Annotated in this window: 17 protein-coding genes; 8 read left to right on the forward strand and 9 right to left on the reverse strand. The window is 70.7% G+C overall.

The window, feature by feature from the left end:
- Positions 1 to 15 precede the first annotated feature (15 nt).
- The 3 genes from trxA to QOZ89_RS31695 all read left to right on the forward strand — a co-directional run bounded on the left by trxA (position 16) and on the right by QOZ89_RS31695 (position 2,732).
- Positions 16 to 342 (forward strand): thioredoxin, encoded by a 327-nt coding sequence (gene trxA / locus QOZ89_RS31685; RefSeq protein ID WP_071053394.1) that lies wholly within the window; start codon positions 16 to 18, stop codon positions 340 to 342.
- Between the two features lie 290 nt (positions 343 to 632).
- A complete protein-coding gene (locus QOZ89_RS31690; protein ID WP_312627332.1) occupies positions 633 to 1,784 on the forward strand; it encodes an N-acetylmuramoyl-L-alanine amidase in 1,152 nt (383 codons plus the stop codon).
- Positions 1,785 to 2,078: 294 nt separating this feature from the next.
- Positions 2,079 to 2,732 (forward strand): GNAT family N-acetyltransferase, encoded by a 654-nt coding sequence (locus tag QOZ89_RS31695; RefSeq protein WP_071053392.1) that lies wholly within the window; start codon positions 2,079 to 2,081, stop codon positions 2,730 to 2,732.
- Between the two features lie 915 nt (positions 2,733 to 3,647).
- Here QOZ89_RS31695 and QOZ89_RS31700 read toward each other — a convergent pair.
- From QOZ89_RS31700 to rpmH, 9 genes are all read right to left on the reverse strand, one after another.
- Positions 3,648 to 4,586 (reverse strand): ParB/RepB/Spo0J family partition protein, encoded by a 939-nt coding sequence (locus tag QOZ89_RS31700; RefSeq protein ID WP_071053391.1) that lies wholly within the window; start codon positions 4,584 to 4,586, stop codon positions 3,648 to 3,650.
- Entirely contained in the window at positions 4,583 to 5,410 is an 828-nt protein-coding gene (locus tag QOZ89_RS31705) for a ParA family protein (RefSeq protein WP_312627336.1), read from the reverse strand. Before QOZ89_RS31705 ends, QOZ89_RS31700 begins: the two co-directional genes overlap by 4 nt.
- 88 nt (positions 5,411 to 5,498) lie before the next feature.
- On the reverse strand, positions 5,499 to 6,230 hold the full coding sequence (gene rsmG / locus QOZ89_RS31710) for a 16S rRNA (guanine(527)-N(7))-methyltransferase RsmG (protein ID WP_397428879.1): 732 nt from the start codon (positions 6,228 to 6,230) through the stop codon (positions 5,499 to 5,501).
- A gap of 152 nt (positions 6,231 to 6,382) precedes the next feature.
- Complete coding sequence (locus QOZ89_RS31715) at positions 6,383 to 8,425, reverse strand: hypothetical protein (protein WP_312627340.1); 2,043 nt, start codon at positions 8,423 to 8,425, stop codon at positions 6,383 to 6,385.
- A 203-nt stretch (positions 8,426 to 8,628) separates the two neighbouring features.
- Positions 8,629 to 9,165 carry a Jag family protein gene (locus QOZ89_RS31720; RefSeq protein WP_071053388.1) on the reverse strand — a complete coding sequence of 179 codons (537 nt, stop codon included), beginning with the start codon at positions 9,163 to 9,165 and terminating at the stop codon, positions 8,629 to 8,631.
- A 93-nt stretch (positions 9,166 to 9,258) separates the two neighbouring features.
- Complete coding sequence (gene yidC, locus QOZ89_RS31725) at positions 9,259 to 10,563, reverse strand: membrane protein insertase YidC (RefSeq protein WP_071053387.1); 1,305 nt, start codon at positions 10,561 to 10,563, stop codon at positions 9,259 to 9,261.
- A 4-nt stretch (positions 10,564 to 10,567) separates the two neighbouring features.
- Positions 10,568 to 10,939, reverse strand: a complete 372-nt coding sequence (yidD, locus tag QOZ89_RS31730; protein WP_083419864.1) for a membrane protein insertion efficiency factor YidD — start codon at positions 10,937 to 10,939, stop codon at positions 10,568 to 10,570.
- Positions 10,936 to 11,469: a ribonuclease P protein component gene (gene rnpA / locus QOZ89_RS31735; RefSeq protein ID WP_083419863.1), complete on the reverse strand. Its 534-nt coding sequence runs from the start codon at positions 11,467 to 11,469 to the stop codon at positions 10,936 to 10,938. Before rnpA ends, yidD begins: the two co-directional genes overlap by 4 nt.
- Positions 11,470 to 11,503: 34 nt before the next feature.
- Positions 11,504 to 11,641 carry a 50S ribosomal protein L34 gene (gene rpmH, locus QOZ89_RS31740; protein ID WP_083419862.1) on the reverse strand — a complete coding sequence of 46 codons (138 nt, stop codon included), beginning with the start codon at positions 11,639 to 11,641 and terminating at the stop codon, positions 11,504 to 11,506.
- 775 nt (positions 11,642 to 12,416) lie between these two features.
- Here rpmH and dnaA point away from each other — a divergent pair.
- The 5 genes from dnaA to gyrB all read left to right on the forward strand — a co-directional run bounded on the left by dnaA (position 12,417) and on the right by gyrB (position 20,257).
- Positions 12,417 to 13,961: a chromosomal replication initiator protein DnaA gene (gene dnaA, locus QOZ89_RS31745; RefSeq protein WP_071053386.1), complete on the forward strand. Its 1,545-nt coding sequence runs from the start codon at positions 12,417 to 12,419 to the stop codon at positions 13,959 to 13,961.
- 1,096 nt (positions 13,962 to 15,057) lie between these two features.
- A complete protein-coding gene (dnaN, locus tag QOZ89_RS31750; protein ID WP_071053385.1) occupies positions 15,058 to 16,224 on the forward strand; it encodes a DNA polymerase III subunit beta in 1,167 nt (388 codons plus the stop codon).
- 9 nt (positions 16,225 to 16,233) lie between these two features.
- Positions 16,234 to 17,337: a DNA replication/repair protein RecF gene (gene recF, locus QOZ89_RS31755; protein WP_071053384.1), complete on the forward strand. Its 1,104-nt coding sequence runs from the start codon at positions 16,234 to 16,236 to the stop codon at positions 17,335 to 17,337.
- On the forward strand, positions 17,327 to 18,004 hold the full coding sequence (locus tag QOZ89_RS31760) for a DciA family protein (protein WP_241842329.1): 678 nt from the start codon (positions 17,327 to 17,329) through the stop codon (positions 18,002 to 18,004). Before recF ends, QOZ89_RS31760 begins: the two co-directional genes overlap by 11 nt.
- A gap of 312 nt (positions 18,005 to 18,316) precedes the next feature.
- The gene (gyrB, locus tag QOZ89_RS31765; protein ID WP_071053382.1) at positions 18,317 to 20,257 is read left to right on the forward strand and encodes a DNA topoisomerase (ATP-hydrolyzing) subunit B; all 1,941 of its coding nucleotides are present in this window, start codon (positions 18,317 to 18,319) and stop codon (positions 20,255 to 20,257) included.
- The last annotated feature ends 180 nt before the right edge of the window (positions 20,258 to 20,437 follow it).

A 20,437-nucleotide genomic window follows, 5' to 3' on the forward strand; every position in this document is an offset into this window, starting at 1 on the left:
CCCGAGGAGAGACCGATGGCAGGAGCCACCACCCCGGTGACGGACAAGACGTTCGCCGCCGAGGTGCTCAAGAGTGACAAGCCCGTGCTGGTGGACTTCTGGGCCGAGTGGTGCGGGCCATGCAAGATGGTCGCCCCCGTCCTGGAGGAGATCGCGGCGGCCCACGGCGACTCGCTGCGGGTCGTCAAGCTCAACATCGACGAGAACCCACAGACGGCGCGCGCTTACCAGATCATGTCGATCCCGACAATGGCCGTGTTCGTCGACGGTGCGATCGCGAAGAGCATCGTCGGCGCGAAGCCGAAGCGTGCTCTTCTGAACGACCTCGCCGAGTACATCTGATCTCGCACCGCTGCATGGCCTCCGTGCCGGTCCCGGCTACCAGGCCCCCTCGGCCCGTCGACGTCACCCCTCGTGGAGGCGCCGACGGGCCGAGCCCGTTTGCGGCCGCTCCGTCCGGCGATCGAACCGCCGCCCAGCGGAACTGCCGGCCGATCCATGCCCAGAACGGACCGCGGCGGTGGGGTCGGGTGGACTCAGGACGAGCGGGAGCTAGCAGGCGAGAGGAACTAGCGGGACGGTCACACCCGCGACCCCCGGCAGGCCAGCCGCATCGCCTACGCTGGTGACCCGTGAAGCTGCTCCGGCTCGGTGACCGCGGTCCGGGCGTGGCCGATGTGCGCGCGGCCCTGACCCATCTGTCTTTCCTACCGGCGGCCCCTCGGCAGCCCAGTGGGGAGGGCTCGGAGAGACCTGGCGCAGATCTGTTCGACGAGAGCCTGGACCGCGCTGTGCGCGCGTTTCAGCAGAGCCGCGGACTGTCTGTCGACGGGATCATCGGGCCGGACACCACACGTGCGCTCGACGAGGCACGTCACCGGCTGGGTGACAGGCTGCTCTACTACGTGGCCAGCCGGCCGTTCGTCGGCGACGACGTCGCCGCGCTGCAGACGCGGCTGTCGAGCATGGGCTTCGACATCGGCCGTAGCGATGGCATCTTCGGCCCGCGCACGGAAGCAGCCGTCCGCGACTTCCAACGCAACCGTGGCCTCGAGCCGGACGGGCGCTGTGGCCCCCAGACCCTCAGCGAACTCAAGCGGTTGGAACGTACGGTCACTGGCGGCCGCCCGGACGTGCTGCGCGAGTCGACGCGGCTGCTTGTCCGGGGGCCCTCGCTGCTCGGAACGGTCGTCGCCATCGATGCCGGCCATGGGGGCGAGGACGCCGGCGCCGTCGTCCACGGGCTGAACGAGCGGGACGTGATGGCGGACCTCGCCGGCCGGCTGGAGGCCCGGCTGCGGTCGTCTGGCTTGGAGACCTTCCGGGTGCACGCCGACGACGAAGCGCCGGACGACGCCGAGCGGGCCAGGCGGGCCAACGAGCGCGGCGCCGACGTGCTCATCTCGCTGCATGCCGACGCCAGCGACTCATCCAAGGCCGAAGGTGTCTCCTGCTACTACTTCGGTAACGCCCATGGCTCGTCCGCGGTGGGCGAGCGCCTCGCGATGCTCATCCAGAAAGAGCTCGTCTCCCGCACCGACATGCTCGACTGCTGGACGCATCCCAAGACCTGGGAGCTGCTGCGCCGGACCGCGATGCCGGCGGTACGGATCGAGGTCGGCTACCTCACGAATCCCCGCGACGCCGCCACTCTCGGCTCGGCGGATTACCGCGCGACAATCGCCGAGGCCGTCCTCACCGCCATCCAGCGGCTGTATCTGCCGCCAGAGCAGGACGCGCCGACAGGTCAGCTCCGGGTTCCCCGGGTCGCCACCGGCCCCTGAGTTCACGCCGCCTGTTTCACGTGAAACAGGCGGCGATTTCACCGCTCCGGCGCCAGCGCGATCGGGACGTCCGGACGACGCCGCGTCCCGGAGGCTCCTTGGGCCGAGGAGCCTGGCTCCGAGGCGTGTCATCCCGGCTGAACGATTCGGCCATCACGCCCTATCCGCGTTTCACGTGAAACGCGGATAGGGCGTGGAGCGCCTCGCCCACCGCCGCCCCGTCAGGAAGATTCCTGGCACGGCGCCTAGGCTAGAGCCAGCTACCTGGATCCCTCGACGTGCGGAGCGCCACCCATGAGTCGTCGCGTCGCGAACATAACGCTCGACAACATCGACGACCTGCCCCAGCGGTGTCGCCGGTGTGTGTTCTGGGAGCTCGACCCGGTTGCCCGCAGCCGGGCCGAGGAGGCCGGCGGCACCGATCTGGAGAAGGAAGCCTGGGTCTCCTCGGCGCTGCTGGAATGGGGAAGCTGCGGGAAAGTCATCTACGTCGACAACGTACCCGCGGGCTTCGCCATGTACGCGCCGCCTGCCTACGTGCCCCGTTCGATCGCCTTCCCGACCAGCCCCGTCAGCTCCGACGCCGTTCTCCTGATGACGGCGAAAATCGTCGACGAGTTCGCCGGGCAAGGGCTTGGGCGCGTTCTCATCCAGGCAATGGCGAAGGACGTCATCCGACGCGGTTACCGGGCGATCGAGGCGTTCGGCGACCTCCGCCAGGACGAGGGCACCCGCTGCGTCGTACCGGCCGACTACCTACTGGCGGTGGGGTTCAAGACCGTCCGGCCGCACCGCCGCTGGCCACGGCTACGGCTGGAGGTGAAGAACGCCGTCACGTGGCGCGAGGACGTCGAGGTCGCCCTGGAGCGCCTCCTGGGCTCGATGACCCCGGAGGGCATCCTCCGCCCCATCGGCGGCACGCCCTCCCCGACCCCCGCGCCGGCGTAGGCCTGTATTTCTGGTTCGCTCCGGAACAAGCTCCGGGCCGGGCGGGAAGGTGTTGCCGGTTCGGCCCGGAACAAGCCTGGGGTTGGCCGGGAAGGTTGACATGGTTCGCTCCGTGCGGGCACGGCGCTACGGCCCCTTACTCGCTTCGCTCCCAAGGGACCTCCGCGCCGTGTCCTCCTCCGCGAACGTGCGCTACGGCGACCTCCGCTGCGGCCCAACCCACTTCGCTTCGCTCGTGGGCCGGGCCTCCGCGGAGGCACGCCTCCGCGCCAGCGCGGTTGCGACCCGCTTGACGGTTGCGAGACCAGGTCCGGCCCCTGGTGCGGGGGCTCACTTCGCTGCGCCCTGGGGCGGCCTTCGCACCTGATCGGTGTACGAAACGCGATCAGTACAGTCCAGATTCCACGAGCGAAGCGATGTGGTTCCCGCAAAGGGACCGGCCCGGATCGGGCTGGTCTTGGACTAGTGCCGTTCAAGCGGCAAGCGACCGAGCTGGCGCGGAGGCGCACTTCCGCAGAGACCCGGCCACGAGCGAAGCGAAGTGCCCCCGCGACCGGGATTGTCTTCGGTTTCGTGACGTACAGCGGAACGCAACCGAGCTGGGCGCGGAGGCGCGCCTCGCGGAGGCCCTCCTACGAGCGAAGCGATGTAGGGGGGCCGCAGCGAGGTCGCCGCAGCGCCCGTGAGCGCAGGAGGACGGCGCGCGGAGGTCCCTTGCGAGCCGCCAGGCGAGCAAGGGGCCGGAGCGCGCCGCCCGGACGGAGCGAACCGGCAACAACCTTCCCGCCCGACCCCGTCCGACCCCGACCCCGACCATCCCGCCAACCCATCCCGCCTGAGCGCGAAGCAAGGGACGGGGCCGGAGCGCGCCGCCCGCACGGAGCGAACCAGCAACACAGCGAACCAGAAATACAGTTACTCCGTCGGAACCATGGCGGCGACGATGCGCTCCAGGTCCTCGAGGCTGGCGAACTCGACGGTGATCTTGCCCCGGTTGCGGCCCATATCGACCTTTACCTTGGTGTCCAGCCGGTCGGCCAGGCGCTCGGCCACCTGCGAGAGCGCTGGGGGGGCTTGGCGCGGTGCCCGGGGCGCCCGCTTGCGCGGGCCCTCGTCGCCGAGGGCCACGATCTCCTCGACCGCCCGCACGGAGAGCCCCTCCGCGACGATTCGGGTGGCGAGCCGGTCCTGGGCGGCCGGATCGCTGAGCGCGAGCAGTGCCCGGGCGTGGCCCGCGGACAGCACGCCGGCCGCGACCCGCCGCTGGACCGCCGGCGGCAGGCCGAGCAGCCGGATCGTGTTCGTGACGTGCGACCGGGACCGACCAAGCTTCGTGGCCAGCTGGTCGTGGGTGGCGCCGAACTCCCGCAGCAGCTGCTCATAGGCGGCCGCCTCCTCCAGCGCGTTGAGCTGCTGGCGGTGCAGGTTCTCCAGGAGCGCGTCGCGCAGCATCGCCTCGTCGGCGGTGTCCCGGATGATGGCTGGTATCTCGGTGAGGCCCGCGAGCTTGGACGCGCGCCAGCGGCGTTCGCCCATGACCAGCTCGTACTGGTCCGGCAGCACCTCGCGGACCACGATCGGCTGCAGCAGCCCGACCTCGCGCAGGCTCGCGGAGAGCTCCTCGAGCGCCTCCTCGTCGAAGTTCGTCCGGGGCTGGCGCGGGTTCGGCGTCACCGAGTCCACCGGAACCTCCCGGAAGACCGCGCCGTGGACAGGCACCGGATCGGCACCGATCCGGGAGCCGTTCGCGCCGCCGTTGCCCGAGTAGCTGTCGTAGCGGCCCTCCGGCGCGGTCGGGATGAGCGCGCCGAGCCCCTTGCCGAGCCCACCGACCCGCCGGGCCGGCGGGCTCACCGGTTCACCGTTCCGTGCGGCGCCTCGACGCCGCGCTCGGCGAGTTCGCGGGCCGCCGCGAGGTAGGAGAGCGACCCGCGGGAGACCGGGTCGTATGTCAGCGCCGACTGGCCATAACTGGGGGCCTCGGCGAGCCGGACGTTGCGAGGGATGGTGGTGCCCAGCACCCGGTCACCGAAGTGCTCCTTGACCTCCTGCACGACCTGGTCGGCCAGGCGCGTCCGGGAGTCGTACATGGTGAGCAGGATCGTGGTGAGCCGCAGATCCTGGTTCAGGTGGGCCTGCACCAGGTCCACATTGCGCAGCAGCTGGCCGAGTCCCTCGAGCGCGTAGTACTCGCACTGGATCGGGATGAGCAGTTCCTTGGCCGCGACGAGCGCGTTCACGGTCAGCAGGCCCAGCGACGGTGGGCAGTCGATGAAGACATAGTCGACCTCGAGGGTCAGCGACGCGATCGCCCGGCGCAGCCGGCCCTCCCTGGCCACCATCGAGACCAGCTCGATCTCGGCGCCGGCGAGGTCGATCGTCGCGGGGGCGACGAAGAGGCCCTCCGCCTCGCCCGACTTCGCGATCACCTCGTCCAGTGGTCGATCGCCTAGCAGCACTTCGTAGATGGACGGTACCCCGGAGCGGTGTTCCACGCCGAGCGCCGTCGAGGCATTGCCCTGCGGGTCGAGGTCGATGACCAGCACGCTGACGCCGTGCATGGCCAGGGCCGCCGCCAGATTGACGGTCGTCGTGGTCTTGCCGACGCCGCCTTTCTGGTTGGCGACCGCGAAGATTCGCTGTCGGGTCGGTCGTGGGAAGGGTCGTCGCCGTTCCATAGTCAGTGCTTCCACCGCCGCTGCCGCCGCCGCTCCGATCGGGGTCGATGGGTCCAGAGGGTCCAGCCCCAGCCCCGCCGACGCTGTTTCACGTGGAACACGTCCGTCCGCGTGCCCGCCGTTGCTCTCGTGTCGTCTGTCCCCGTTGCTGTTCACGCTGCCTGCCATCGTGCCGATCTCCGACGCCGGGTCGCCCCGCCCCATCGGTCGCTCGTTTCGCAGAGACCAGGCGAGTGGGTTCAGCTAGCCGATCTTTTCCACACATCAGGACCCGTAGATCCCGCCATCCCTGCGAACGCAGGCCGTCTCGCGCCTCGGCAAGCTCCTCGTCGACTCGCGAACCGCGCATGGCAAGCATGACACCCCCCGGCCGAACGACCGGAAGCAGCATGCCGCCCAACCGTTCTAATGGCGCCACCGCTCGCGCAACGGCTACATCCCACCGTAGCCCGTCTTTCCCGACACCGACATCCGGTGCGCGCCCGCGTAGCACGGACATCCGGTCCGCGCCGTCCAAGGCGGCGACCACCTCCCGCAGGAAGACCGTCCGGCGCTCCATCGGCTCGAGGAACACCACCCGGAGATCCGGCCGGACCAGCGCCAGCGGCACCCCGGGGAGCCCAGCGCCACTACCGACATCGACCACGGTCACGCCCACTGGAACGACCTCGGCGAGCACCGCGCAGTTGAGCAGGTGCCGGTCCCACAGCCGGTCGGTCTCACGCGGGCCGATCAGCCCACGCTCGACGCCCACCGTGGAGAGCAACTCGACATACCGAACCGCGCGATCGAGCGACTCGCCGAACACTTCGGCCGCCATCGGCGGAGGGGCCACGACCTCGCTCACCGGGCCGCCGCGCAGGGGAGCCAGAACTTGGACAGGGACCAGGACAGAGGACAGGCCGCCAGGCAGCCACGCAAACGCCGCACCCACCAAGCATCCACGACGCGCCCGGCTCTCGTCGCGAATGGTCAGTGGCAGCGCATGAGTGTCGTGAGCGTTCCGGTCAACGGGAAGACCCGAGCCTCATTCGGGCACCAGCCGGCGCGGTGGAGGTCGACCAGGTCCGCGCGAGTGGCCGCCACATCCGGCTCGAAGACGAAGAGCAGGATGCGTCGCGGACCGGGCGAGCGGGCCGCGACGTCACGGGCGACCTCCCCCTCACCGGGCTGGGAGAAGAACAGCGTGTCCGCTCGGGGTATTCGGGCGGCCTCGTCCTCGGTGGATCGAGCGGGGAGAGCGGCCGGGCGGCGGGGAGCGTCGTCGCTGGCCTCCATGGCGTAGATCCAGCCGGGGCGCATCAGCCGACCCCCCACGACCATGAGGTCGCCTGGTCGGTAGAGCCGGCGGGCCGCGATCGCGGCGTCGACGGTGAGGTCCAGGCCGCGCAGCCGGTCACGCTGCTCGTAGAGCCGGCCGTCACGAGCCGCCGAGGACACCTGGGCCCCCATTCCGGCGGCGCCGAGCGCCATGACAACCACGACCCCCGCCGCGCGGCTGAGCAGCCTCCGGCCGGGCGCGGCCTCGCCCCTGTCGGCGCCGGGATCCGCCGAGATCCGGGCTTCGCGCCCGTCACCCGCCGGGAGAGCGCCTCGGTCGGCAGCCAGGTCTACCTGGGTAGGGATCTGTCGTGTCAGGGAATGGACGTCCCTCACCGAGATTGTCACTGATGGTGACTTTCCAACTACGTGTCGGCTGGGGGTAAGGGTACCGGTCCTGACGATCTTCAACAGGCGGCGAATCAGGTCCGTGGCACCCGCGACGACCACGAGAACGATCAGTGGGACCAGGAAGAGGTTGGTCCGGGTGGGGCCGAAGGGCCAGAACCGGACCGCGCTCGCGGTGAGCATCGCGAGCTGCGCGCCGCCGAGCGCGGCGAGCACCTGCCGGCCGTCGTGCCGCCGGGCGAGTAGCACGACGCCTGCCAGCCCGCAGAGGACGACGACCGGGGCGAGCAGCCAGAGCGACACCCAGGTCCCGTCGGTCGGCGGGTGCAGCAGGCTGGGGTCGTAGCGGTCGATCCCGGGCGGCGTGCCGGTCACGAAGTCACGCAGTTGCCTGCCGATGAAGGAAAGACCGCCGCCCAGCCCCCGCCCGGCGAGAAACTGCGCGTCCCAGTAGTGCCCCAGCCGCTGACTGGACTGATGCCCGACGAAGAACAACGTGTTCGCCCCGGTGAGCGCCAAGGCGGGCAATGCCTCCAGCGCCCGCCACCCGCCCGCCGCGAGAGTGCCGCCGGCATCCGTCCGAGGAGCCCGGCGAGCGCGGACCATCGCGGTCACGACGTCGGCCGCCGCGAGCGGAGCGATGACAAAGACGGCTGGGACGGAGAGCAGGCTCACGAGGCCGGCAGCCGTCCGCCGGGCCAGCCGCCCGCGGTCCAGACCACCGCCGCCCCGCCCGTCCGCGACACCGCCGGGCCCGGCGCCACGGGTGGTCCCGCGCTCGTCGCCTATCCACAGCAGGACCGCGACGACGGCGGCGAGCATCTCGACGGTGTAGGGCTTGAGCTGGGTGCCGAGGTCGAGAAGCGTGCTGTTCAGGCAGATCCACAGGGCGGCGAACGCCGCCGGCACCGGGCCGGCGAACCGGGCCGTGAGCAGCACGATCCCGATGCCCAGCAGGGGCAACGCGACGAACCCCGGCAGGCGCAGCACCCACGCATGCCAGCCGAGCAGGTCACCGCCGAGGCGCTCTACGACCACCCAGCCGACGGCCGACGGGGTGTTGGCCCGCGCCAGTTCCGACCAGAACGACCCGAGTGGCTCGCTGACGAAATGGCCCCGCCAGATCTCGTCGTACCAGAACGGCCGCCGCAGGTAGGCCCGCAGCACGACGTCCAGAGCGACCAGCGCCAGGCCGACCCCGCCGGCCCACAAGAGGTCGCTTCTCCCAGTACGGGCGACGCGGGCCGTCCAACGACGGCGCGCGCCGTCCGATGCACGGACGGCGCGCGCGGAGTCGCCGGGCTCGGCCCGCGTCCCCGCCGCGTCGGCCAGGGGAGCGGGCGCCATATCAGTGATCCCCGAACAACGGCCGCCGGACGCACGAAGAAAGATCATTATCGCGCACCCTTTGGCCTCTAGTGATCCCCGAACAACGGCCGCCGGACGCACGAAGAAAGATCATTATCGCGCACCCTTTGGCCTCTAGTGATCCCCGAACAACGGCCGCCGGACGCACGAAGAAAGATCATTATCGCGCACCCTTTGACCCGTTAGACGGGCATGACGACGACGCAGCGGTCGGGCTCCTCGCCCTCGGACTCGCTGCGCACGCCGTCGACGCTGGCGATGACGTCGTGGATGACCTTGCGCTCGAACGGGGTCATCGGCGCGAGCTTCTCCTTCTTGGTCCCGCCGGCAACCCGCCTGGCCACCTCCGCCGCGAGCTCGCGCAGCTCGGCGCGGCGGCGGGCGCGATGGCCGCCGACGTCGAGCATCAGCCGGCTGCGCTCGCCCGTCTTCTGCAGCACGGCGAGCCGGGTCAGCTCCTGCAGGGCCTCCAGGGTCTCCCCACTCGGGCCGATCAACTTCTCGAGGCCGTCGCCGACTACCGCGACGACCGCGCGGCTGCCCTCGACGTCCAGGTCCAGGTCGCCATCCATGTCGACGATGTCGAGCAGACCCTCGATGTAGTCGGCGGCGATCTCGCCTTCCTGCTCCAGGGCAGTCAGCCGCTCCTGCGTGCTCGTCGACTCGTCTGCCTGCGACAGGCCCTCATCGACGTGGGCGGCGAGGTCGGAACCGCTCATCAGCGCAACTCCATGGGTAGGTGGGCCGCCATCGGCGGCGGTCCCTCGTTCAGGACACACCAGGCCGGCCGCCGGGGGAGGAACCACGATCGCTCACCGCCGTCCGCCGGGACGCTTCCCCTTGCCGCCACTCTTGCGTTTCGCGGCCGGGCGTGACCCGCCGACATGCCGGGTGACGCCAGCCGGGACGGGGGCCGGTGCGGCGGCGGCGCTCGCCGATGGCGAGGCCTCCGGGCCGGTGGTGCCCGCGTCCTTCGCGGCGGCATCCTTCGCGCCGGCATCCTTCGCGCCGGCGGACGGCTGCGCTGCCCGGTTCGACGCGCCACCGCGCGGCGACCTGGTGCCAGCCGGAGCGGAGCCACTCTTGGCGGCGGTGGCGCCGTTCGCGGGTGTCGCGTTCCGCTTCGTTCCCGCGCCGTTCGCGGTAGCCGGCGGCGTCGCCTTGGTCATGGAGGTCTGCCGGGTGCCGGCGGCGGTGCCCTTGCCCTTGGCGCGGGCGCCCGGAGCCGGCTTGGCGCCCGGAGCCGGCCGCGACGGGGCCGGGCGGTCACCCGCGGCGGCGGCGGCGGTCGCCGGACGCGCGCCGGGCTGCCGGCCGGAGGCGTCCGGGGTCATCGGCGGCATCCGCTTGATGACATAGAACTGCTGGGCCATGCTCCACAGGTTGGTGGTGAGCCAGTAGATCAGGACGGCGATCGGGAACCGGAAGCCGAAGATGGCCAGCATGACCGGCGAGCCGTAGAGCAGGACCTTCTGGACCATCGCCTGCTGCGGGTCGACCGGCCCGGTGCGGGACATGATCTGGCGCTGGGTGAAGAACGTCGTCGCGCCCATCAGCACGATGAGGACGACAGCGACGATCTTGACGTTCGTGCCGTTCGCGTGCAGGAAGTCCAGCAGGCTCTGCTTCGACGTGAACGAGGTCGCGAGCGAGATGCCGAACACCTTGGCCGAGGCGATCTGCTCGACCTGATCGGCGCTCAGGCCCACGCGCGGCCGCCAGATGAGCGCGCCGCCATCGCCCTCGTTCATCGGCGACAGGTGGGTGAAGACGTGGAACAGGGCGAGGAAGAGCGGGATCTGCAGGAAGATCGGCAGACAGCCGAGCAGCGGGTTCCCGTGCTCCTTCTGCAGCTCCATCATCTTCTGCTGCATGACCTGCTTGTCATGCCCGTACTTCTCCCGGATCTCCTTGATCCGGGGTTGCATCAGCTGCATCGTCCGCTGCGACTTCACCTGCTTGACGAACAGCGGGAAGATCAGGATGCGGACGCAGACGACCAGGAGGACGACGGAGAACGCCCAGGCGAAGAAGCTGTCCTGGCCGAAGATCGGCCCGAAGCCCTTGTGGAAGAAGACAATCGCGTTCGCCGCGAGATGGTAAAGCGGATCCAGCACCGGTCTAACTCCTCCAGGCCCCTCGGGCGGACTGTACAGGTACTGGGTCGTACCCACCGCGGGATAGCGGCTGGCAGCGCATCAGGCGCCAGCAGGCAAGCAGGCCGCCGCGTACCCCACCATGCATACGAACGGCGGACAGCGCGTAGGCGCTGCACGACGGCTCAAATCGACAGGCGCCGGCCGACCGGGGCGACCAGACGAGCTGGTAGCCGCGGACAAGGGCGGCGAGCAGCCACGCGAACGGGCCGCGGACGGCGCCGGAACGGTCACGCGCGACTCGCGGCAGCCGCCGGCTGACGGCGGCGGACGCGAGCATGAGATCGAGGAGCGTGAACACCCCGAGCACGCACAGCGCGCAGGCGGGGCCACTCATCGCCGGCTCCGTCGCCGCTCGTCCGAGCCCGCCGGCGGGCTCACGGCTGTGTCATCCGGGACGCCGACGGTCGCGCCAGGCTTGGCCATGGCGGCGCGGCCTTCGGCCGGACTACCTGACTGGCCCGCGACCGGGCGCGGCTTCGCCGTCGTCGCGCGAGCCCGGGCCGAACGGTCCTGGCCGGACCGGGTCCGGCCAGCACGCATCGCCGCGAGGCCGCGGTCCAACGCGCTGCCCAGTTCGGCCGAGCTGGCCTCGGCCGAGGCCGGCAGCGCGCGGATGACCAGCAGGGTGCCTGGCGGCACCGAGGCGAGCCGGGAACGGGTCTGTTCCCGCAGGCGACGACGGACCTGGTTACGGGTCACCGCCGTACCGACCTTGCGGCTCACCACAAAACCGGCCCTGGCCGGGCCGGAGTCACGGGTGCTGAGAGCGTGAACGATCAGCGGCGAACAGCTGAGCCGGCGGCCTTCCCGCCCAATTCGGGCGTGCTCCTCCCGGGAGCTCACACGCGAACGGACGGGAAGCATCGGAGCCGGTAACCGAGCGCCGGCGAGGTCCGCCTCAGGCGGACAGTTCGCGGCGACCTTTGCGGCGACGGTCGGAGATGATGGCGCGGCCGGCACGGGTACGCATCCGCAGCCGGAACCCGTGGGTGCGGGACCGCCGACGGTTGTTCGGCTGGAAGGTGCGCTTGCTCACGTGACGACTCCGGGTAACAGGCGGTCAGGGACGCGACAGGCAGACGCTGTCCGTACTTAGGCTACGCCAGTGGCGTCCCCAGTTCGACGCACGCATCGATGTAGAGGGCGCCACACGCCCGATGGACGTACTCGAGGTACCCCTCGAGCGATCCGGTGGACGCGCGCTGGCCCAGCTAGGGACGAAACCGCTGGCGACGCTCCAGCTTACACAGCCGCCAGCATCCCCTTTGCCGACCGCCCCTGCCGTCCCCCTTGTCATCATCCGCCCGCATGCGATCCGCCCACCGCCTCCGGCGCCTCCTCTTCGCCCTCGGCTCTTCCACGCCAGCGCTCATCGCCATCGCCGGTGACTCCGACCACCACCGACGTGCCTCCCCCGCTCCAGGCCCTGCGCGGGGCCCCACCAGCCGATCCGACTGCCACCAACCACCGACGTGCCTTCCGCCCTAGCCCCTCCGCGGGGTCCCCGCCGACTGGCTGCCAAGTGGGATCCGCGCCGAACGCGCAGATTGGCGTCAAGGTCCCATCTAGCCAGTCGGTGGGGAAGGTGCAGTCGGTGGGATAGGGGCTGCCGTGCCGGCGGCACGCCGGATGCGGTGTCATGTCCGTACACAGGTTGTGGACGACGATGTGGAGAACCCGGCGCGGCGCGTCGTGGTCCCGCCTGAGTCCCACCGAGTCCACTCGTCGTGCGCTGGCCGAGGGGAGCGCGACCCGCGTCGCGCTCCCGAACGCCGCGTCCGCCGACCTGGCCAACCCGCCAAGGAGCACCCGTGACCGACCGCGAACCGCCCTCCGTCACGGGTTCTCAGCGCCAGCTGCCGCTGGGGGACGACCCTGACCTGCACGCGGTCTGGCGGCAGGCGGTGGCCGGGGTGGCCGACGGGACTCTGTCCGCGCAGCAGCGGGCCTGGCTGCGCCTGACCAGGCCACTCGGCCTGGTCCAGGACACCGCGCTGCTCGCGGCCCCGAACGAGTTCACCAAGGATCTGCTCGACTCCCGGCTGCGCCCGTTCCTGGCCACCGCGCTGACCGCCGCGTACGGCCGGGAGATCCGGGTCGCCGTCACTGTCGAGCACCTGCCCGATCCCGAGCCGATGACCGGCCCGATGGTGCTGCCGTCGCCGCCGGTGGCGGTCGCGCGCGACCGCGAGGACCCGAGCCACGATGGCGCCGGCCGCGGGGGCGGAGCCCAGGACCGGTTCCTCGACGCGTCGCCGCCGCCGATCCAGCGGGTCGCCGCCGGGCTCGGCCGCGACCCGGAGCCGCGGCCGTCCGAACCGGCCCGGCTCAACCCCCGGTACGTCTTCGAGACGTTCGTCATCGGGGACAGCAACCGGTTCCCGCACGCCGCCGCGGTGGCGGTCGCCGAGGCGCCGGCGAAGGCCTACAACCCGCTGTTCATCTACGGAGACTCGGGGCTGGGCAAGACCCACCTGCTGCACGCCATCGGCCACTACACGCTGAAGCTCTACCCGGACTCCCAGGTCAAGTACGTCAGCACCGAGGAGTTCACCAACGACTTCATCAACTCGATCCGGGACGACCGGCAGCAGGCCTTCCAGCGGCGCTACCGGGACATCGACGTGCTGCTGGTCGACGACATCCAGTTCCTGGAGAACAAGGAGCGGACGCAGGAGGAGTTCTTCCACACCTTCAACGTCCTGCACGACACTGAGAAGCAGCTGGTCATCTCCTCGGACCGCTCGCCCAAGCAGCTCTCCGCACTCGAGGACCGGCTGCGCAGCCGGTTCGAGTGGGGGCTGATCACCGACGTCACGCCGCCGGACCTCGAGACCAGGATCGCGATCCTGTCGAAGAAGGCGGCCACCGAGCGGCTGCCGGTCCCACCGGACGTGCTCGAGTACATCGCCACCCACATAGAGCGCAACATCCGCGAGCTCGAGGGCGCGCTCATACGGGTGGCCGCGTTCGCCAGCCTGAACAAGTCCCACGTCGACCGCACGCTGGCCGAGATCGTGCTGCGCGACCTCATTCCGGACGCGACCAGCAGCGAGATCACCGCGACCTCGATCATGAACGCGACCGCGGCGTACTTCGGGGTCTCGATGGAGGACCTGTGCGGGACGTCACGCAGCCGGGTGCTGGTGACCGCCCGCCAGATCGCGATGTACCTGTGCCGTGAGCTGACGGACCTGTCGCTGCCGAAGATCGGCCAGCAGTTCGGCGGACGTGACCACACCACGGTCATGCACGCCGACCGCAAGATCCGCGGCCTGATGGCGGAGCGCCGCGCCATCTACAACCAGGTCACCGAGCTGACCAACCGCATCCGCGCCGAGACCCGCCACCTCTGACCCTCACCGCGTACACCCCGACTCGGGGGCCACAGTGGAGGGCCCTAAGCGCCCGACAGGCATCCCAAGGCCACGGGCCTTGGCCTGGCTATCCAGTGGCGGGGCCGAATATGACTAGTCCGCTCTGATTCCGATTGACTAGTCCACCCAGGTCGGATGGGCGCCGTACTCATTACTTCTCCCAGCGATCCGTCGAACGAGGCACTTCTCCCGCAACCGGCCCACACCGTGTGGAACAAACCGCCGAGCGCTCTCAGCTGCCACGAGACCACTTGGGTGGTATTCACCCACAGCTTGTGGACAAGCCTGTGGACGAGTTGAGGGGGACCTGCGGACAACCGGGCCGTGAGGCTGTGGAGAACTGGGGGGCAGCCTGGGGACGACGTGGGGGCAACCGGTGGATGAACGGTGCATGGCGCCTGGGGACAAGACGGCCCTGTGGACGACGACCGGGTTGACCCACAGCTCCACCCACATGCTCTCCACCGGGCTCCGGGGGCTCTGACCTGCGCAAACGCTGGTTATCCCCAGTTTCCACAGCCCCTACTACTACGACGATCATTTAAATTTTCAGAGAGATCAAAGTCTGAAGAGCTAGGGCCTGGGGATGAAGCGCTCGGTGCCTCGCCCCGCTCGAACACCGGCTGCCACCCAGGCGCAGCGGCAATGCCCACACGGCGGGGCCACTCTGGTTCCGAAGCGGACGAGGCCGCTGCTGCCAGCACCGACTGTGGGACGCTTACCCCCCAACGGCGAGTCCCACACGCCTTTCGACGAGGACACAGCGGAGGTACCGGCCGGGCGTCCGTCGTTGGCCCTTCACCGCTGGCTGAGGTGTTTCATGTCGGTGCCCATGCCGGTCGTGCCCCGGTGAGACTGGAGCCGGGCTGGCGAGGTGGCGGGCCTGACGGCCGCGGCGTCTGGTTGCGGACGCTTCCTGCCCGGACCGGAGGTGGCCGTGCCCTCCGCCAGGCCGGCCGCCGCTAGTGGTTGCTCTGTGTGATCGTCTGCTTGCATGAATGGCTGGACCGCTCGCAGAGCTGTCGGAGGGCTCTGCGATGCTGGTTCGGTTCGTCGCCGCCAGAGGGAGGCAGGCATGAGGTTCCGGGTTGAACGGGACGAGTTCACCGAGGCGGTTGCCTGGACCGCGCGCAGCCTGCCGAGTCGCACGGCTACCGCGGCCCAGCAGCAGGTGCTTACCGGCCTGCTCCTTGACGCGAGCGGGCCGGGCCTGGTGGTTGCCGCCTTCGACTACGAGGTGGCCGCACAGGCGAAGCTGGAGGCGACGATCTCCGAGGAGGGCCGGGCGCTCGCGCCCGGCAAGATGCTCGCGGAGATCACCAAGCAGCTGCCCGCCGCGCCGGTCGAGGTGTGGACCGAGGGCAACGGCCTGGTGATCGCCTGCGGCAACGCCCGCTTCACCCTGCGGACCATGCCCGTCGAGGAGTACCCGGCGCTGCCTCCGCTGCCGCCGATCACCGGCTACATCGAGGGCGGCGCGTTCGGCGCCGCGGTCTCCCAGGTGGCGGTCGCCGCCGGCAGGGACGACACGTTGCCGGTGCTCACCGGAGTGCGGCTGGAGATCGAGGGCGATGTCCTGACGCTCGCCGCCACCGACCGCTACCGGCTCGCGGTGCGCACCCTCAAGTGGCGCCCGGAAAGCCCCGACGCGGCTGGTGTCGCGCTCATCCCGGCACGCACGCTGCTCGACACGGCCCGGTCGCTGTCCGGCGGCTCGGTCGAGGTGGCGATCGCGCTCGGCACCGGCCCTTCCGGCGAGGCGCTGGCCGGTTTCGCCGGTAACGGCCGGCAGACCACCACCCGGCTGGTGGACGGTCAGTTCCCGCCCTACCGCAAACTGCTGCCCGACTCGTGCCCGCTGATCGCCTCGGTGGAGAAGGCCCCGCTGCTGGAGGCGGTCAAGCGGGTCGCGCTGGTGGCACCGAAGACCGCGCCGGTGAAGCTCGCGTTCACCGAGGACCACCTGGAGCTGGAGGCCGGCAGCAACGGCGGCGAGGCCCAGGCGTCCGAGACGCTGCCCTCGACCTACTCCGGCCCGGACCTGGCGGTCGCGTTCAACCCGGCCTACCTGCAGGACGCGCTGAACGCGATCGACTCCGATCAGGTCGAGTTCGGCTTCGCCAGCGCCGATGACGCCGAGGTCGCGGCGAAGAAGCCGGCGATCCTCACCGGCAAGGGCGCCGGCGGCGAGGAGGCCCCCGACTACCGCTACCTGCTCATGCCGATCCAGCTGAACGGCTGACCGGGTGACGTGCATGTCACGCACCTGCAACTGGTCGACTTCCGGTCCTACCCGTCGCTTGAGCTGACCCTCCCGCCCGGGGTGGTCACGTTCGTGGGATCCAACGGCCAGGGCAAGACGAACCTGCTCGAGGCGGTCGGCTACCTGGCGACTTTGGGCAGCCACCGGGTCTCAGGCGACGTGCCGCTGATCCGGGAGGGCGCCGAGCGCGCCGTGATCCGTTCCCGGGTCGTGCGCGGTGAACGGGCGGCGCTGGCCGAGATCGAGATCGTCCCCGGCCGGGCAAACCGGGTCCGGCTGAACCGTCGCCAGCTCCCCCGGCCCCGTGATCTGCTCGGTCTGCTGTCGGTCGTGCTGTTCGCGCCGGAGGACCTGTCGATGGTCAAGGGCGACCCGGCCGAACGGCGCCGCTTCCTCGACGAGCTACTGGTCGCGCGCGCTCCCCGGCTGGCCGGGGTGATCGCCGACTACGAGCGGGTGCTGCGTCAGCGGACCACGCTGCTGCGGGCCAGGGGCGACCTGCGCACCCTGGACTCCTGGGACGAGTCGCTGGTCCGGCACGGTGCCGAGCTGCTCGCCGCCCGGCTCGCGCTCGTCGACGACCTGCGCCCCCAGATCGCCGCGGCCTACGCGGCGGTGGCGGGAGCCGAGACGTCGACGCCCGTCGGCGTCGACTACCGGTGCTCGGTGCCGCTGCCCGAGGGCGCCGACCGGGAGGCGATCGCGGACGCGATGCTCGCCGAGCTGGCCACCCTGCGGCCGCGGGAGGTCGAGCGCGGCGTGACTCTGGCCGGCCCGCACCGCGACGAGCTGGTCCTGTCGGTGGGCGGCCGCCCGGCCCGGGGCTACGCGAGCCACGGCGAGTCGTGGTCGCTCGCCATCGCGCTGCGGCTGGCCGCCTTCGAGCTGCTGGGCGCCGACGACCGCGGCCCGGTGCTGCTGCTCGACGACGTCTTCGCCGAGCTCGACACGCACCGCCGCCGCCGGCTCGCGGAGCTGGTCGCGCCGGCCGAGCAGGTGCTGATCACCGCGGCCGTCGACGCGGACGTGCCAGCGGAGCTGGGGGGGCCACGGTTCACCGTGCGGACGGGGGAGGTCAGCCTTGCCGACTGAGCCGGGCGAACAGCCAGGAGATCCAGCGACGGCCGGCCGGCCCGGGCCGGCGGAATCGACCGGCGCGGCCGCGCCCAGGGGGGCCGATCTGGCTCGCCAGGTGCTTGCCGCCGCGAAAGCGGATGCCAGGGCCCGTGCCCGGCCGGGTGGCCGCGCGGGCGGGCAAGCGGGCCGGAACCCGGACGGGGACGCCGGCGGCGCGCACCCCTCGCGGCCCGGCCCCGGTCCCGGGGGGCCGGACGGTGACGACGACCGGGACCCACCGCGCCGGCCGAGGCTGCCGGGAATCGCCGCGCCGGGGCGGGAGTGGCGCGAGCCCGCCTCCCTCGGCACCGCCGTCGCGCGGATGCTCGCGGCGCGCGGCTGGCATGCGAAGGCGGCCGACTCGACGGTGCTGGCCCGGTGGGACGCCATCGTCGGCCCGGACATCAGCGCGCACGCCACCCCGGTCTCGCTGCGCGACGGCGTGCTGGAGCTCGCCGCGGAGTCGACCGCCTGGGCGACCCAGCTGCGTTTCCTGGCCGGCCGCATCCTCGGCGAGCTGCGCCGTGAGCTCGGCCCGGACGTCGTCACCCGGATCAACGTGCGCGGGCCGTCGGCGCCGTCGTGGCGGCATGGGCCCGCCCAGATGCCCGGCGGCCGAGGTCCTCGCGACACCTACGGGTAACGGCCAGGCCGGCCGTTACCGGAGGCGTCGCTCGCACCGATCTCCTCGGTTGTCTCGCATCGTGACGGTGTGATCCGGCGGTGTGCCGACGGGCGAGCGGTTGGCCCGCGGCCAGGCTCCGAGAGCGGGAACCGGCGTGGATCGGCGCCACAGCGCGCGGGGCACCCCTCGCGTAGGGGGGGTTCGGCCAGGCCTCCCTCGGGTCGCTACGCGGACGTCAGGCGTCACCCTGCGTCTGTTGTGGCGGGTTGCCAGGTAGACTGATGAGGACTTCGGCCCATAACGAGGGGCCTTGACGAGGGGACCCAGTGCGTGGCGTACGACGCTAGTTCGATCAAGGTTCTCGAGGGTCTCGACGCGGTCCGCAAGCGGCCAGGCATGTACATCGGGTCCACCGGGGAGCGTGGCCTCCACCACCTCGTCTACGAGGTCGTGGACAACTCCGTCGACGAGGCGCTCGCCGGGTACTGCGACACCATCAAGGTGACGCTGCTCGCGGACGGTGGCGTGCGCGTCGTCGACAACGGTCGCGGCATCCCGGTCGGCATACATCCCACCGAGAAGAGGCCCACTGTCGAGGTCGTGCTCACGAAGCTGCACGCCGGCGGCAAGTTCGACGGCGAGTCCTACGCCGTCTCGGGCGGCCTGCACGGCGTCGGCATCAGCGTCGTCAACGCGCTGTCGACCAGGCTCGATGTCGCGATCAAGGTCGACGGCTTCGCCTGGGCCCAGACGTACACCGCGCAGCGTCCCGGCCCGCTGGAGAAGGGCGCGCCGCTGAAGCGGAGCGAGCGCACCGGCACGACGGTCACCTTCTGGGCCGACTCGGGGATCTTCGAGACTCTCGAGTACAAGTACGAGACCCTCTACCGGCGCCTGCAGGAGATGGCCTTCCTGAACAAGGGCATCTCGATCTCGCTGCGTGACGAGCGCGGCGAGGAGCCGGTCGAGGTCACGTTCATGTACGAGAACGGCCTCGCCGATTTCGTCACCCACCTGAACGCGACGAAGGAGCCGATCCACAAGACGATCATCGCGCTTGACGCCAAGGGCAAGGGCATCGAGGCCGAGCTCGCGATGCAGTGGAACGCCGGCTACAACGAGTCGGTCTACACGTTCGCGAACACGATCAACACGCACGAGGGCGGCACGCACGAGGAGGGCTTCCGGGCGGCGCTCACCAGCGCGGTGAACGTCTACGCCAAGGAGCAGAACCTCCTCAAGCCCGTCAAGGCCGGCGCGAAGAACGCCGACGAGCGGCTCTCCGGCGACGACATCCGTGAGGGCCTTACCGCGATCATCTCCGTCAAGCTCGCCGAGCCGCAGTTCGAGGGCCAGACGAAGACGAAGCTCGGTAACACCGAGGCGAAGAAGTTCGTCCAGGAGATGTGCTACTCCGCGCTGCGGGACTGGTTCGACGCGAACCGGGTCGAGGCACGGGCCATCGTCTCCAAGTCGCTCGACGCGCAGCGCGCCCGGATCGCCGCCCGCGCCGCCCGCGACCTGACCCGGCGCAAGGGCCTGCTCGGCGGCACCGGCCTGCCCGGCAAGCTGTCCGACTGCCAGTACACCGACCCGGAGCGCTGCGAGGTCTACATCGTCGAGGGCGACTCGGCCGGCGGCTCCGCCAAGGGCGGGCGCGACTCGAAGTTCCAGGCGATCCTGCCGCTGCGTGGCAAGATCCTCAACGTCGAGAAGGCCCGCATCGACCGGGTGCTCAAGAACGCGGAGGTCCAGGCGCTGATCCAGGCGCTCGGTACCGGCATTCACGACGAGTTCGACATCGCCAAGCTGCGCTATCACAAGATCGTGCTGATGGCCGACGCCGACGTCGACGGCCAGCACATCCGGACGCTGCTGCTGACGTTGCTGTTCCGGTTCATGCGCCCGCTTGTCGAGGCGGGCCACGTCTTCCTCGCCCAGCCCCCGCTCTACAAGATCAAGTGGGGTCGCGAGGACTGGGAGTACGCGTACTCCGACCGGGAGCGCGACGGGCTGGTCCAGCGCGGCGTCGAGACCGGTCGCAAGCTGCCCAAGGACGCGATCCAGCGGTTCAAGGGTCTCGGCGAGATGAACGCGACCGAGCTGTGGGACACCACCATGGACCCGGACAAGCGCATCCTGCTGCAGGTCACGCTCGACGACGCCGCCGTGGCCGACGAGCTGTTCAGCGTCCTGATGGGTGAGGACGTCGACGCCCGTCGCAGCTTCATCCAGCGCAACGCCAAGGACGTCCGCTTCCTCGACATCTGATCGGGGCGAACCCTGTTCGCCGCCCTTCGGGCGGCTTCCCGTAGCCGATCAGATCATGTCTGCCCAGGGGGGCGACCCCCTGGAACCCCCGATGTCGGGCTTCGCCCGACGAGGGGCGTCGACCAGGGGACCGCTGACGCGGGGGCGGTTGGACCTCCACGGCGGCTGGCTGGCAAGCAC

It is taken from the genome of Pseudofrankia coriaricola (assembly GCF_032027725.1).
Classification (GTDB): Bacteria; Actinomycetota; Actinomycetes; order Frankiales; family Frankiaceae; genus Pseudofrankia.